The 15,043-nt window shown below is 43.8% G+C and carries 12 protein-coding genes; 7 read left to right on the top strand and 5 right to left on the bottom strand.

What is annotated here, in order from left to right:
- Nucleotides 1–114 precede the first annotated feature (114 nt).
- A complete protein-coding gene (locus tag BSHG_RS07115) occupies nt 115–1,782 on the bottom strand; it encodes a formate--tetrahydrofolate ligase (protein WP_005817680.1) in 1,668 nt (555 codons plus the stop codon).
- A gap of 168 nt (nt 1,783–1,950) precedes the next feature.
- Between BSHG_RS07115 and BSHG_RS07120 the strand changes: the two genes are divergently transcribed.
- Nucleotides 1,951–3,960 carry a sensor histidine kinase gene (locus BSHG_RS07120; protein WP_050443355.1) on the top strand — a complete coding sequence of 670 codons (2,010 nt, stop codon included), beginning with the start codon at nt 1,951–1,953 and terminating at the stop codon, nt 3,958–3,960.
- Between the two features lie 26 nt (nt 3,961–3,986).
- On the opposite strand, the gene BSHG_RS07125 is transcribed toward BSHG_RS07120, so the two are convergent.
- Nucleotides 3,987–6,104: an outer membrane beta-barrel family protein gene (locus BSHG_RS07125; protein WP_008660159.1), complete on the bottom strand. Its 2,118-nt coding sequence runs from the start codon at nt 6,102–6,104 to the stop codon at nt 3,987–3,989.
- 205 nt (nt 6,105–6,309) lie between these two features.
- Here BSHG_RS07125 and BSHG_RS07130 point away from each other — a divergent pair, with 205 nt between their 5' ends.
- From BSHG_RS07130 to BSHG_RS07150, 5 genes are all read left to right on the top strand, one after another.
- Nucleotides 6,310–7,839, top strand: a complete 1,530-nt coding sequence (locus BSHG_RS07130; protein WP_008660156.1) for an ATP-binding protein — start codon at nt 6,310–6,312, stop codon at nt 7,837–7,839.
- Nucleotides 7,836–8,531, top strand: a complete 696-nt coding sequence (locus tag BSHG_RS07135) for a response regulator transcription factor (RefSeq protein WP_005787526.1) — start codon at nt 7,836–7,838, stop codon at nt 8,529–8,531. The genes BSHG_RS07130 and BSHG_RS07135 overlap by 4 nt, the downstream gene beginning before the upstream one ends.
- Before the next feature lie 12 nt (nt 8,532–8,543).
- Nucleotides 8,544–9,332: a hypothetical protein gene (locus BSHG_RS07140; protein ID WP_008660154.1), complete on the top strand. Its 789-nt coding sequence runs from the start codon at nt 8,544–8,546 to the stop codon at nt 9,330–9,332.
- 63 nt (nt 9,333–9,395) lie between these two features.
- Nucleotides 9,396–9,929: a hypothetical protein gene (locus BSHG_RS07145; RefSeq protein WP_005787524.1), complete on the top strand. Its 534-nt coding sequence runs from the start codon at nt 9,396–9,398 to the stop codon at nt 9,927–9,929.
- A gap of 12 nt (nt 9,930–9,941) precedes the next feature.
- Nucleotides 9,942–10,832 carry an SDR family oxidoreductase gene (locus BSHG_RS07150; RefSeq protein WP_005787522.1) on the top strand — a complete coding sequence of 297 codons (891 nt, stop codon included), beginning with the start codon at nt 9,942–9,944 and terminating at the stop codon, nt 10,830–10,832.
- Nucleotides 10,833–10,965: 133 nt separating this feature from the next.
- Here BSHG_RS07150 and BSHG_RS07155 read toward each other — a convergent pair whose 3' ends face one another.
- From BSHG_RS07155 to BSHG_RS07165, 3 genes are read right to left on the bottom strand one after another with little or no spacing between them, the layout of a single operon-like run.
- Entirely contained in the window at nt 10,966–11,994 is a 1,029-nt protein-coding gene (locus BSHG_RS07155; protein WP_005787520.1) for an ABC transporter ATP-binding protein, read from the bottom strand.
- A gap of 6 nt (nt 11,995–12,000) precedes the next feature.
- On the bottom strand, nt 12,001–13,038 hold the full coding sequence (locus tag BSHG_RS07160) for an iron ABC transporter permease (protein WP_005787518.1): 1,038 nt from the start codon (nt 13,036–13,038) through the stop codon (nt 12,001–12,003).
- An 8-nt stretch (nt 13,039–13,046) separates the two neighbouring features.
- Nucleotides 13,047–14,195, bottom strand: a complete 1,149-nt coding sequence (locus BSHG_RS07165) for an ABC transporter substrate-binding protein (protein WP_008660150.1) — start codon at nt 14,193–14,195, stop codon at nt 13,047–13,049.
- A gap of 113 nt (nt 14,196–14,308) precedes the next feature.
- On the opposite strand from BSHG_RS07165, the gene BSHG_RS07170 reads away from it, so the two are divergent.
- Entirely contained in the window at nt 14,309–15,016 is a 708-nt protein-coding gene (locus tag BSHG_RS07170; protein WP_008660149.1) for a precorrin-2 C(20)-methyltransferase, read from the top strand.
- The last annotated feature ends 27 nt before the right edge of the window (nt 15,017–15,043 follow it).

Raw genomic sequence — 15,043 nt, 5'->3', positions numbered from 1 at the left:
CTATTACAATACAAGGCTAGAACAAGGGGATTCTTATATTTGAAGTTTTAATCTATAAAATCCTCAATTTCCAGTTTCTTTTTTGAAACTACCTCTTCCTGTATATGGAAAAGTTTAGCTCAATCCTTCAATATTGCCATCCACAATATCGATATGGAGTGCTTGCGGCTCTTTTGGCAAACCAGGCATACGCATAATCTCACCTGCAATCGCTACAATCATTTCGGCTCCATTGTTAATAACGATATCTTTAATATGGAGTTCAAAGTTATCTACTGCCCCATATACTTTTGGATCGGCTGAAAAAGAATATTGCGTTTTGGCAATGCATACAGGATAATGACCGATTCCCATTTCTTCAATTAATTTAATCTTGTTACGGGTCAACGTGCTATAGGTCACAACGCTTGCACCATATAAATTGGTTGCGACTTTCTCAATCTTCTGCTGTACACTATCTTCATCATTATAGGTAAACTGTAATGGTTCGGATGGTTTGTTTTCAATTGTCTCAACCACCAGATTCGCTAGATCGACAGCGCCTTCACCACCTTCTGAAAAAGCATTATTGATAGCATAGCCTACTCCCAACTGCTCACAGTGCTCACGAAGCAACTCCATCTCTTCATCCGTATCACTGGCAAACTTATTGAAAGCAACAATAACAGTCTGACCAAACGAGCGCAGATTGCGGACATGCTTATCTAAATTACGCAAACCTTCTCTCAATCCTTCGAGGTTTGGCTCCTTAATGCGATCGAGGCTAACTCCCCCATGCATTTTAAGTCCTTGCGCAGTAGCCACAATCACTGTCAAACGCGGCTGCAATCCACTCTTGCGACATTTAATATTGTAGAATTTCTCTGCTCCCAAATCAGCACCGAAACCGGCCTCTGTAATTACATAATCACCAAAAGTCATTGCCATCTTCGTTGCTAATATAGAATTACATCCATGAGCAATATTAGCAAATGGGCCTCCATGCACAAAGGCGGCAGTACCTTCGGTAGTCTGTACCAGGTTCGGATGTATAGCATCTTTCAATAGAACTGTTATGGCTCCTGCCACACCCAGATCTTTAACTGTAAACGGTTTATTATCATAGGTATATCCTAAAAGAATATTTTCAATTCGACGGCGAAGATCATCCACGTCTTTTGAAAGACAAAGAATTGCCATGATTTCTGATGCTGGAGTAATATCAAATCCGGATTCCTGCGTAATACCGTTGGTTTTCGGTCCTAGACCAACTACGATATTCCGTAAAGAACGGTCGTTCACATCAAGTACCCGACGCCAAAGAATCTCTTTTAGACCGAAACCCTTAGATTGATTTTGGTATAAATAATTATCCAGCAATGCGGAAATCATATTGTGAGCAGAAGTGATAGCATGAAAATCACCGGTAAAATGCAAATTAATCTTCTCCATCGGAAGTACCTGGGCATAACCGCCTCCTGCCGCTCCTCCTTTCATTCCGAAGCACGGTCCCAAGGAAGGTTCGCGCAAAGCGACAATTGCTTTTTTGCCGATCTTATTCAGTCCTAACGCAAGACCGATAGAAACAGTCGTTTTACCAATACCCGCCTTGGTTGCAGTAATGGCAGTAACCAAAATCAGGTTACTCTTTTTTACTTTCTCTTCATCAATCAGATACTCGGGAATTTTGGCAATATAACGACCATAATTTTCTACTTCATCGCGGGGAATACCGATGCTTTCTGCTACTTGTTTTATTTTCTTCAACTCAACACTACGTGCTATTTCTATGTCTGATTTCATATCGGGAGTTTTTAGGTTTTTAAAATGAAGTTGCAAAATTAACAATTAACTCCATATCAAAGTTGACTTTATTACCTTTTTTTAGTAGGGAGCAAAAAGATACCGGAGGATTGACGGATTTCCCATTGAAAAAAGGCGTATATTTGTTACCTACAAACAACAAACAATATGATGCGATATATAATCCTCTTAGTCTTGTGCGCCTGGACCGGAATAGCATTGGCCATAGATAACCATGCAAAAGACAGTCTTTTATTACAATTAAAACAGACGACAATAGCTGTAGAACGAATCAATATTTACCGAAACCTGGCGGACATTTGTTTTGAAACCCCTGATGAAAAGACATATTTGCTCAACATGTATAGAGAAGCCCAAAAGGCTGGCGATACATCGGGGATGCTCAATGCCTTAAATGATCTTGTATGCGGAGAGACAAAAGAATATCGTATGGATTCAGCATATCATTATATGGAACTGATAAAAGCAATCCGGGAGCCCCAAGAAACAGCCCCTGTATTGGCTTACCTTCAAATGCGATTTTTCGATACACTATGCAGCCACAATGAAACAGAAGAAGCTATCACAAAAGAATTGCAATTTATAGAAGAAAAGAAATCTGATGAAGCATCACTTTACAATAAAATCGTCCAAGCTTACATCACTGGTGGTAGCCTTCATTACAATGACATGATAAAGGAGGCACTCCCCTATCTGGAAACAGCAATGAACTTATCTAAGCAATTGCCTCCGGAAAAACAAGTCTTATTTACATCAACCATTGTTTGGAAATTATCCAACACATATGGCATACTGAATAGATGTGATTCTGCTATCCGGATTTTAGATGAGAATCTGCAAACCCAACAACAATATTACAAAGATCACTACCAAGCCCAACGTCCTTTTTATAATATGGCAATACACGAATTGCACTTTTATACATCGCTATTGGCTAATGCTATTTTGGAAGCTCCCGAAAAAATGGATTATTACTGGCAACAAATAGTTAAATTGAACAAAAAACTAACCAATCCGTACGATCGATATAATTATTTTCTATCGATGAATAACTATTACCTGAATCAAAAGCCCCAACCCCATTATGAAAAAGCATTGATGGCTAATGATAGTCTGATACAAATTGCACAAGAAATAATCCCAAACAATCTACCGGGATTATACGACATTCAATCACAAACCTACGAAGCCATGGGTAACTTCAAAGAGGCATTGGCATACCTCAGAATAGCGACTCAATATAAAGATTCGCTGACTACTGAAAACATGCAAAAGCAATTGGGTGAACTCCAGATAAAATATGAAGTGAATAAGTTGAACAATGAAAAGTCACAACTTGAAATTAAAAACAAACGTATTCTGGTGATATGCCTGTCTATCATTCTGATAATTGTAATCTTTGTCTGTCTGTATTTATATCACGACCTGAAAAAAGAGAAAAAGATGAAGTTTCATCTCCGGAACCTCAAGCAAAAAGCCGAAGAAAGTGAAAAGATGAAGACAGCTTTCATAAACTCTATTTGCCACGAGATACGTACGCCACTCAATTCGATTGTAGGTTTCTCCGACTTGATATTCAATGATGAGATAGATAAAGAAACCCGTGAAGGTTTTTCACAAGAGATTCAGAAAAGTACAATTCTACTTACTTCATTAATCGATAATATGCTTGAAATATCCAGCCTGGATGTATCACAAGAAAAATTACCTTGCAAAGAAGCGAATCTTAATTCTATCTGTATACAAGAGATGACATTATTAAATCGGTCTCATAAACCCGATATAGACTATCGGATTGACTTGCCGGAACACCCCATCATACTGACCACACACGAGAAATATTTATCATTAGTCATAGAGCATCTATTGAACAATGCAAATAAGTTCACTGAAAAAGGCATTATCACCCTCCATTGTCACATCGACGAAGCACGCCAACAAGTTCATATAAGCGTAACAGATACCGGATGTGGTATACCGGCAGACAAACATAAGGAGGTTTTCGAACGATTCTCCAAGCTCAATGCATTCACTCCGGGTAACGGATTGGGACTTTATTTGTGCCAACTGATCATCCGCAGATTGTCCGGAAAGATAAGCATTGACCCAACATATACAGGAGGTACCAGAATAACAGTGATTTTACCTGTTCAATGACACCTCCTTAATTCTCGAACACAGAACTATTTGAAACGTGAGGTATCCACTCCCTCCCGTTTCTTCTCTTTATAGCCTCCAAACTTATAGGTAAGCGAAACACCAAATTCACGGAAAGCAGAGTAATGGTTGGTCACGTTCTGCATAGCATAATAAATTCGCGGTGAAATCTGCCCTGTTTCAAGCAAGTCATTACATCGAAGAGTCAGCAATGCCTTTCCATTGGCAAAACCATACCTGAGCGCTATGTCCAAGTTGCCGGATGCCGGTAAATCATAGATGCCTTGTATCGCCTTACTGCGTATCATTCCACTCACAATCAGCTTAATATCCGGATGTGAGAACAGAGTCACTGTATGATTCATATTCAACATCGCATAATATGCTTTCCGATCAAAAGGAATATCCCAAAAGTCACTGTCTTTTTGACGATCGTAAACGCCGGTCAATGTGAAACGCGATTTCAGCCAGCGTCCGATCGCAAATGGGACAACAGCCTGTACACCGGCTTGCTGTTCAAAATCAAAATTGAAATACTTATAAATTTCAACCAATCGCTCCGGTGATTGATAAAGGGTTTGTGTTGCATTATCCTTAGTATGACTATACCATGCATTAAACATATATTTACTGTTTAAAACATAAGTCAACTGTAGCTGGTAGTTAATCTCAGGTTTCAAGTAAGGATTGCCGTGAATCTCGGAATACCCTCCACCCATATAAGAAACTGCATCCTGAGTAGCCCAGTAATCGGGATAACTTTTATCACTGCTGAGGGATAATTGCCATACATTTCCCGGTGCAGGAGCATAGTTAATGTTAAAAGTCGGATACAGGCTCCATTCATTCCATACAGTCGTGTGGAATTGTTCGGCAGCCAATGAGGCATCTAAAGACAATTTATCACCAAAAGCCTTGTTAAATCCGGCGTAAAAATTAAGTGTTTGTTCCCGACGACGAGACTTCATATTGCTATTTCCCGATATTATTTCATCAGTTTCAGGGTCATGATAATATTGATGGCTGTTGTCCAAACTTGTCGTATAGACTGCCCCATAATTCATTCCCCACCCATTGCCCAGATCATGTTCTCCGGAGAGGAAAAGTTTCCAACGATTGATACGCTGAGAGTCTTTAACACGAAAATCCAGTTCATCACTCCCCATCCGACTGTGAAGTAATTGTGAAGAAGGTGAATGATAATAAGTATATTCCACTCCGGCTTTCCATCCGAATGGCATATGATAATCGAGGCGTGCATTATGGAGCTGGTCGGTCATACGGGTACGGGCATTCGAAATTTGAGTGCCGTCTACAGTGCTCAGATTAAAACCATTCACAAATTGGGCATTGTATGTCACACTAAGTTGATGGTTTGCGGCAAATACATAATCGCCGGCTAAACGCAGGTTGTGTCTATTCGAACGGCTTCGTTGAGATTCATTCGTACTTATGGGATGTATCGTACCATCTGACAAAGCGTGCAAAGCCTCTTTATCCGTCAGGAAATAGTTTCGCCCATGACTGTAAGAGTAAAGAAAGTCTGCAGAGAATTTATGTCCCGAATACAGAAGGCTCGCACGCTCAGTCAAATATTCATAATGCCTTTGCCGATAATCACTGAAAAACTCACCCTGCAAGGTGGATTTCCCGGAGTCTCCCTGTTTCAGGCAGATATTTATCATAGCCCCCCGCACCTGATAACGTGCAGGAGCCGAATACATCACTTCGGCCTTTTCAATACGCCCGGCAGGAATGCTTTTTAAAAGAGTGTTCAGTTGTTCCTGAGTCATTGTGGTTACTTTGCCATCCAATACAACCGTAACACTTTTTCCTCCTAAAGTCAGATTATCATTCATTTCGCTCACTCCGGGGAGCTCCTTTATCGCATCATATGCATTGTCTACTGCAAAATTCTGAATAAGTCGAGGCAAATCATATACAAGTTTTCCCTGCATTGCTTTCACCACCGGACGTTCACCTACCACCATCACTTCGGGCAAGGATCTGTATAAACTGTCTAAACGTCCATCCATCGTAATCAGACTATCCGCAGAAAGTATCCGATCTTCATCCACATTCTGTGCCGCTACCTGAAAGCAGACAGCACCTGCAAACACAAAAGTCAAGTAAATTCGTTTCATTTTTATTCCTTGTTTGGGTTACAGTTGCAAAGTACGGCAGAAAAGGCAAGACAATACGTTATCATCGACTTATGTAGTGTTATCTACTGTTATCGGTAGTGTTATTTAGTCTTATCAGATGTAACAACAACAAAGGTTAACCATTATCTTTGCCTGCATGAAACTCCCAATCAAACATATCGCCATACTTGTAATTGCTTCTCTGATGGCCATCTTTGCCTACCAGGCATACTGGTTGGTTAGTATGTACCATACCATGAAAAGTGATATGGAACATTCGATTATCGAGGCTATGCGCACAAGTGATTACAATGAGATGATGTTACGCATAGAACGCATGCGTCGGGATGACCAAGATCATGGTGAAATCTCTGTTTCCGCCGGATACAATGATGAAGGTGGAACACTGGTTCGCAGCAGCACTATGGTCCATAAAGAAAAGATTCCGGGAAGCACAGGAATACAACAAGATTCCATTCTCAAAACCGAACGGAAACTGGACACCCTGATCGTCGTTCGTAATGATCAGAAAGAAATAAAAATAGTTCCGCAAGATTCCACTTCGCAGGAGGTAAAAGCTGCCATGCTGCAAACAAAAGGCGGGCTGGACATACTATTGAAAGATCAGAATACCATGCTCGAACTGGCCACTTACTTTCAAAGAGGATTGCACTCTGGCCTTGACGTTATCATGGATCCTGATTTTCAATCATACGATAGCCTGCTGACACTCAGTTTACAGGAAAGAGGAATCTCACTGCCGTATCGGATAGAATATCTGCATTTCGGCAATACGCCTGACTCCAGTTTACTTTTCACCGATACATTAGGAATGAGCGGTACGGTGAACTACATCCCCGGACCGGATGCCCATACGTACGACTACACTTTCGACATCCATTCCCATTCTCTCTACCGCCTTCGGATGGATTCAGTTGCAGGAGTGATCGTCCATCAGATGGCAGGAATACTTATTACTTCATTCATCATTCTGTTGATTTTGGGATTCTCTTTCTGGTTCCTGATCCGCACATTGCTGAAACAAAAAACACTGGAAGAGATGAAAAGTGACTTCACCAACAATATCACCCATGAACTAAAGACTCCCATTGCCGTGGCATATGCAGCCAACGATGCTTTACTCAACTTCGGACAAGCTGACGAAAAAGCCAAACGGGACAAATATTTAAGTATCAGCCAGGAACAACTGCAAAGGCTTAGCGGACTGGTTGAACAGATACTGACGATGAGTATGGAACAACGCAAAACCTTCCGACTCCGTCCGGAAGAAATAACTCTTGCTACTTTACTTGAATCATTGACAGAACAGCATAAACTCAAAGCACAAAATCCGATTGACATCGACTATAGAGTAGAACCGGCAAACCTTACAGTATTTGCCGACCGGACCCACTTCAGCAATATATTGAGCAACCTGATAGACAATGCAGTGAAATATTCACCGGGAAAGGCCGTCATCCGCATTCATTGCCGCGAAACAGCAGATAACGGAAAAGTGGAAATTTCCGTCAGCGATGAAGGAACAGGCATCGCACAAGAGAAACAAAAACATATATTCGATAAATTCTATCGCGTACCGACCGGTAACCTGCACAACGTAAAGGGATACGGACTGGGACTCTATTATGTAAAAACAATGATAGAAAAACATGGCGGAACAGTTTGTGTAAAAAGCGAACCCGGACACGGTAGCACATTCACCATCACGTTATGAAAGAGAAAATCAAAGTATTGTTGGCAGAGGACGAACTGACCCTCGCCATGATTATCAAAGACACACTCGAAGAGGACGACTTCATTCTCACTATTGCAGCCAACGGTGAAGAAGGATTACGCATGTTTTTCGATATTCGTCCGGACGTGCTGGTGGCCGATGTAATGATGCCCCGCATGGATGGCTTTGAAATGGTAAGACGTATCCGCCAGACCGATAAACAAACACCGGTACTTTTCCTGACAGCACGTTCGGCTATTAACGATGTGGTAGAAGGCTTCGAACTAGGCGCCAACGACTACCTGAAGAAGCCATTCGGCATGCAGGAGCTGATCATACGCATCAAAGCATTGGTTGGCAAAGCATTCAGTTTCAATGAAGAAAAGAAAACAACCACCCGGTTTGAGATAGGCAACTATTTGTTCGACTCTCTTGCACAAACACTGACACATGCCGGATTGAAGCAGGAGCTTTCTCATCGGGAATCGGAAATCCTGAAGCGACTTTGCGAAAATCAGAATCAAGTGGTCAACACACAGAATGTATTACTCGACCTATGGGGAGACGATAACTTTTTTAACTCAAGAAGTTTACACGTTTTCATCACAAAGCTCCGCCATAAACTGTCAGCCGACGAGCGAATTCGCATTGTCAATGTCAGAGGGATAGGATATAAACTGATCTTAAATTAAATACACAGAATGATGAAGAATAGAATATACTGCACATTTATACTGGCAATCATTACAGTGATGGTATGTGCACAAACAGAACAACCGAAAGACAGTATCAAAGGGCATCGCGAAACTGTACCTGAAATTCGTCAGGGACTGCATATCAACGATAGAAACATACAAACAGACGGTACTCTTCCGGACAACACCCGACAAGCTGCAGCCGGTGACAGTATGACTTTCCGTATACCGTACCCGGAAAGTATTCCGTCCGGTTGGATCGTCCCTCAATTGGGGAGCTATTCCAACCCCTTCATTTGGGATTACGACCGTTATTACAATTTCAACCTTTCTCCCAACAGTAATCTCAGTACTTTCAGCAATTATAACACTTATCTCAGCATAGGCACCATCGTAAAGGCGGGTGCTGCCTACTCGTTCTCTCCCAATGATCGCTGGATCTTTTCGGGAGGAGTGTTTGTTGCTAAATATACATTGCCAAGCCTTCGCATCCCCACGGCTCCGATGGCCGGTTCACGCTTTGATGCCGGTATCCACGGAAAAATTACCTACAGGCTTACAGACCATTTATACCTGAACGTGTTCGGCCAATATTCGCTCAACGGGCAACGAAACTCTAAGAAGGGCTATATGGTCCCCGACTTATATATGCAGAATCATTTCGGAGGAACAGTCGACTACATGTTCAATGGTAAATTCGGCATTACCGGCGGAGCCATCCACGAATTCAATCCCGTAAAAGGACGTTGGGAAACGAACCCTGTTTTCGGCCCTGTAATTCATCTAAAAAAGAAATAAAGGATTCACGGCAAGCAGATTATTTTCATATCTTTGCGTTTTGAAAGATAACATAGAACGGATATGAAGAAGCTGATATTCTTTTTGCTGCTGTTACTGAGTACGGCCTCACTTTCTGCCCAGTCGGAACAACCTTCCGACAGCATCCGGCATTTGCCTTCTACCGTCAAGCAATACGGAGATTTCCTGATCGATATGGGATTGTTTATAGCAGCTCCTCCCAAACTGCCGAAATATAAATTCGAATTACCCGATGCAAGCAAAGACTATAACCGGATCTTCAGTTTGAATCCGGACGTCATAATGACACAAGGACTATCCAATGTGTTCACTCCCTCCCTTTCATACGGATTCGGTTGGGGCGGACACGATTTCTTCTCGTCTCCGCAACAGCTCCAGATGGGATCGTTTAAACTGAAAAACGGCATGCGTCTGAACACGTATGGGGAATATAATGCCGATGGCAAAAAAGTCCCTAACCCTGCCGCCATGCCATGGGAAAAGAACAACTTCAAAGGGGCTTTCGAGATGAAATCTTCCGATGGGAATTTCGGTATCCGCATTGAAGTCCAGCAGGGGCGCAACTATCCATATTAAAAAAAGAAAGAAATGAAAAACATATTGATTATCGGTGCCAATGGATTTACGGGGCGCCGGATACTGAATGACTTATCGGTTAACCCTATATACCACGTCACAGGATGCTCGCTGAGAGATGACATTTGTCCCGGCAAAGATTATCGCTTCGTACGTACCGATATCCGGGACGAAAATGAAGTACGGAAATTATTTAAAGAATGCCGGCCGGATATCGTAATCAACACCTCTGCCCTTTCGGTACCGGACTATTGCGAAACCCATCATGCAGAAGCTGAAGCTACAAATGTTACAGCAGTCGAAACGATAGCACATGTTTGCGAACAGTATGGCAGCCGTTTCATCCATCTTTCCACGGACTTTGTATTTGACGGTAAAAGCACCCGGCTCTACAAGGAAGAAGATGAAGCGATCCCGGTGAATTATTACGGTGTTACGAAACTGAAAGCCGAAAAGATTATAGCCAGCATTTGTAGTAATTATGCCATAGTACGTGTAGTCGTCGTTTATGGAAAAGCCCTTCCGGGACAGCATGGCAACATCCTTCAGCTAGTAGCCAACCGGTTGAGAAACGGAGAAACGATCCGTGTCGTATCCGATCAATGGCGTACACCGACCTTTGTTGGAGATATTTCAGTAGGAGTAGAAAAGCTGATGTTTCATACAGCCAACGGCATCTATCATATTTGCGGCAGCGAATGCCTCACAATTGCCGAAATCGCCTACCGGGTGGCTGATTTTCTGAAACTGGATCGTTCATTGATCGAACCTGTCACTACCGAAGAAATGAAAGAGGTTACTCCCCGCCCGCGTTTCAGCGGATTAAGTATCGAAAAGGCTAAAGCCGAAATCGGGTACACCCCGCGCACATTGGAAGAAGGTATGGAGGCTTCTTTGTTCTAACTTCACAGCAGAGGAGAGCAGAAAAGTAATTTCCCATTTATCAGGAGCAGGCAACAGCCATCATGGTGCAGTCGTTTCGGAGCTGTTGTGCCAGATTCTGAACGATAAGGGTTCTTGGGATGCCCCTCAGCGGTTAAACGGCTCTTTCGGCACTCCCGGCCTGCAATCTCTCCAACAGTTCTTCAATGCTGTTCAGCGTTACGGCTTCCCCTTCCTGCGGATGTAGGATGAATCCGTTACCGTCTTTCAGATCACCGGTTTCGATGTAGGTATCCGACTCGACAGTACGATTAGCCAAAATCCCGTTACGTTGCAGGGCTTTACGCACCATGGCATATTTCTGTCCATGCCCCACCAGGCGTATCTGCGATGTATATTCGTTGTCTACCCGGAACAAGCCCGTCTCCAAATCGAACACAATGCCTTTACGGGCAAAGAAACTACTCAGTTTGCCACTCAGTGACAGATCTTCCGGAGTACCGATAGTCACCCCGTTCATCTTGTCCATCAACCAGATTTTATCGGCAATCTGTAAAGCCAGCTCCAGATCATGTGTGGAAAGAAAAATCGTTTTATTGGTCTGGCGGCTCAACCGGTGAAGCAACTGCATCATCTCCACTTTACTGGGGAAATCGAGAAATGCCGTCGGTTCGTCCAGAAAGATCACCGGAGTCTCTTGTGCCAGCGCTTTGGCAATCATCACTTTCTGTCGCTCACCATCACTCAGGGTATGCACCATGCGGTGTGCCAGGTTCTGAATCTTCACCAAAGCAATGGAACGTTCGACCACCTCCTTATCTTCTCCGCGAAGTGTTCCCCAAAAACCGGTATACGGACTGCGCCCCAAACCTACAAGCTCGTGCACCGTCATATTGCGAATATCACATTTCTCAGTGAGCACTACGCTAATGACGGTTGACAGTTCCTTGTCGGTATATGCATCGATCTCCTTGCCCACAATCTCTATCTTACCCCCCAATTTAGGTTGAAATGCCGAAAGTGTACGCAACAGGGTGGACTTCCCCACTCCATTAGCTCCCAACAGGCAAGTCAGTTCGCCACAGTTAATGCCGGCATTGATACGATCGGCCACAACTTTAACATCGGTCTTACCCAGGTAGCCTATCGAAAGATTCTCTATATGAATGGTTTTTTGCTTCATGATTCTTTATTCACTTAATTCACTTTTACGCTTACGGAACAACACTGATGCCACGACCGGCGCGCCTACCAGCGCAGTCACGGAGTTGACCGGAAGAGCTCCCTCAAAGCCCGGCATGCGGGCAACCAGATTGCATACCAAAGCCAACGAAGCACCTGCCAGCAAAGTGGCCGGCATCAGGATGCGGTGATCCGAGGTATGAAAGATGGCACGGCAAAGATGAGGAACCGCCAAACCAATGAACATAATCGGTCCGCAATAAGCGGTCACGATGGCTACAAGCACTCCCGAACATGAAATGACCAACAGGCGGGCACGCTTGATGTTCAATCCCAAGTTACGTGCATACCCATCGCCAAGCAGCATCAGATTCATGGTTTTAATCAACAGGAAAGAGAGCGGAATCAGCACAACCATGATACAGACGAACAAGGTCATCTGATCACCGGAGACGCGGGCAAAGCTACCCAACCCCCAAATGACGTAAGCGCGGATGTCTTCTTCCACACTAAAATATTTGAGTACACCGATAACGGCACTCGCCACATAGCCAATCATCACACCGATAATCAACAAAGTTACATTTCCTTTCACTTTTTGGGATACATACACAATAAGCGCCATCACCGACAGGGCACCGATAACGGCTGCCAACGAAAGAGCCACCTCGCCCATATATCCCAATTTGCTAAGTGCCACGCCTCCAAATGCTCCGGACAACAATACCACGAAAGCCACTCCCAGGCTGGCACCGGAACTGATACCAAGTACAGAAGGTCCTGCCAGCGGATTACGAAATACGGTCTGCATCTGCAAGCCACTGATAGAAAGTCCGGCACCCGCCACCAAAGCAGTCAAAGCCTGCGGTACCCGTGACTTCCAGATGATATTTTGCCAGATAACGGATTCATCCGTTCCGCCCCAAAGTATGTTCCATACCGAACCGATGGGAATGGAAACCGAGCCCAACAACAGATTCAGCAGAAAAAAGACAAAAATAGATGCGGCTATAAGCAGCATAAGAGGTATTGTCGGTCGTTTCATTGGACAGATTAATTGAGTCGTTCGTAATAGACAGGCGTATAATCGGGCAACAAGTCCGGATGAAAAGCCTTAATCAAATCTTCCAGTACCACTTCCGGCTGGGTAGGCATACTTTCATAAAACGGCTTTTCACGCATGTTGCAATATATCACCCCTTTCTCACGGAAAGCACGAAAATCGGCATATCTCGGATCTTCACTCTTCAATACATCATAAGAGAAAGTCCCGTCGAAACTATTGACAATACGCCAATAGTCGGCACTTTCCGCCTGGCTGTACACTGTTTCGAAGTCGAGTGTGACACCTCCCGACCGGGGATCGTCTTTCAGAAAATAATCGGCACCTGCATCACGAAAGAGCTGTGCCAGAAAACTTTTACCGCCCACGGCATACCAGTTGCCCCCGCGGATCTCTCCACTGAACACCACCGGACGCTTCTTTACATGGGCAACCCTTTCTTTCAATTCATTATAATGCTTTTCTATGGCTGCAAATTTCCGGTTGGCAGTCTCTTCCTCTCCGATGAAAAGTCCGATAAACTTAATCCATTCGGCCTGTCCCAACGGAGTCATCTCTTTGTATCCCAAATGCGGCACCAGCGGAATGCCCACTTCACGCATGGCATCGTATCCGCCGCGCTTGAAAGGAGAAATGAAGATGACATCGGGATTCACACTCATGATCACTTCATTATCAAAGTTCCCCTCGATACCTATCTTAGCCGTTCTACCCTGCTTCAAGCGTTCGTTCATTTCTTTGTTGAAGAGATGACGGGTGCTCGTGATACCCACTACATGATTTAAAGCATCCAGTTTAATAAAGTTGGATAACTGCAAGGAAGTCATACAGATAACACTCTTCACGGGAGTCTCTATCACTGTATAGCCGGCAGGAATATTTTCAGGTTTCGTCCCTCCGGGCACAAGAGCGTAATGAAAAGATTCACCTCCTTCTTTCTGCGGATCGCTGATATCGACCAAGCGGCATGTAGGAGTATAGGTCACTTTAAAACCTTTGGCATAAACTGGTGTGATACGGACAGAAGATGTATCGGACACCTCACCGGTTACTATCGTTACATTCTGGTTGTTCTTCGGACGGCAACCGGCTAAAGAGATACAGGCCAGCAGTGCGCATCCGATCAGGAATTGTTTCATCGTTATTTGTCTTTTAATTCAGATTACAGCGGTCAAAGATACTTAATAATTCTTGTTTCATAGGGATATTTTCCTCACTTTTGCAGAACATTAAGATGATAAACCGATAACAAATGATAACTACACATCCCATACGTTTCGTATCTTTAGGCCCCGGAGAACCGGATCTGATTACATTGAAAGGACTCAAAGCACTGCAAGGAGCCGATTGCATCTTCTGTCCGGCCACCATGACTCAAGACGGCAAGTCCTCTTCACGGGCACTCTCCATCCTGAACACTCTCGGATTCTCGGACACCGTACAGTGTTTCCGGCTTCCTATGGACAAGGACAGGACACTGGCATTAAGATCTTATGAAGCTGTATATGAAAGCAGCAAAATACTCCGTGCAGAGGGACAAAACGTCGTAATTGTGGCCGAAGGAGATGCGGGTCTTTACTCTTCCATCCACTACATCTACGACGAGCTGCAACAAGACGACATCCCCGTTGAACAGATTGCCGGTATTCCCGCTTTTATTGCTTCCGGAGCGATGGCGGGCCTGCATATTGTCAGTCAGGAAGAGCGGCTGATCGTGATACCGGGTCACGTCACCGCCAAAGAACTGGACGACTACCTGAAACATCAGACGGTAGTGGTCATAATGAAGCTATCGCAATGTATAGACGAGGTACACCAATGTATAATTAACCATCTGGAATACCAATACCACTACTTTGAAAATGTAGGGACCGAGAAGGAATACTACTCTTGCTCCACCGAAGAACTTCGGGAAAAAAGATACCCTTATTTCTCGGTAATGATTATCAGATTCGGATAAGGTTACACCTCGTTAAAGTCCCCGACC

This window comes from Bacteroides sp. 3_2_5 (assembly GCF_000159855.2).
GTDB classification, from domain to species: domain Bacteria; phylum Bacteroidota; class Bacteroidia; order Bacteroidales; family Bacteroidaceae; genus Bacteroides; species Bacteroides fragilis.
The sequence above is the reverse complement of the archived record's forward strand: the minus strand, read 5'-3'. Positions and strand labels throughout refer to the sequence as shown.

Coding starts and splice junctions, on each gene's coding strand:
- BSHG_RS07115 (WP_005817680.1), bottom strand. CDS start 1,782: ATGAAATCAGACATAGAAATAGCACGTAGTGTTGAGTTGAAGAAAATA.
- BSHG_RS07120 (WP_050443355.1), top strand. CDS start 1,951: ATGATGCGATATATAATCCTCTTAGTCTTGTGCGCCTGGACCGGAATA.
- BSHG_RS07125 (WP_008660159.1), bottom strand. CDS start 6,104: ATGAAACGAATTTACTTGACTTTTGTGTTTGCAGGTGCTGTCTGCTTT.
- BSHG_RS07130 (WP_008660156.1), top strand. CDS start 6,310: ATGGCCATCTTTGCCTACCAGGCATACTGGTTGGTTAGTATGTACCAT.
- BSHG_RS07135 (WP_005787526.1), top strand. CDS start 7,836: ATGAAAGAGAAAATCAAAGTATTGTTGGCAGAGGACGAACTGACCCTC.
- BSHG_RS07140 (WP_008660154.1), top strand. CDS start 8,544: ATGAAGAATAGAATATACTGCACATTTATACTGGCAATCATTACAGTG.
- BSHG_RS07145 (WP_005787524.1), top strand. CDS start 9,396: ATGAAGAAGCTGATATTCTTTTTGCTGCTGTTACTGAGTACGGCCTCA.
- BSHG_RS07150 (WP_005787522.1), top strand. CDS start 9,942: ATGAAAAACATATTGATTATCGGTGCCAATGGATTTACGGGGCGCCGG.
- BSHG_RS07155 (WP_005787520.1), bottom strand. CDS start 11,994: ATGAAGCAAAAAACCATTCATATAGAGAATCTTTCGATAGGCTACCTG.
- BSHG_RS07160 (WP_005787518.1), bottom strand. CDS start 13,038: ATGAAACGACCGACAATACCTCTTATGCTGCTTATAGCCGCATCTATT.
- BSHG_RS07165 (WP_008660150.1), bottom strand. CDS start 14,195: ATGAAACAATTCCTGATCGGATGCGCACTGCTGGCCTGTATCTCTTTA.
- BSHG_RS07170 (WP_008660149.1), top strand. CDS start 14,309: ATGATAACTACACATCCCATACGTTTCGTATCTTTAGGCCCCGGAGAA.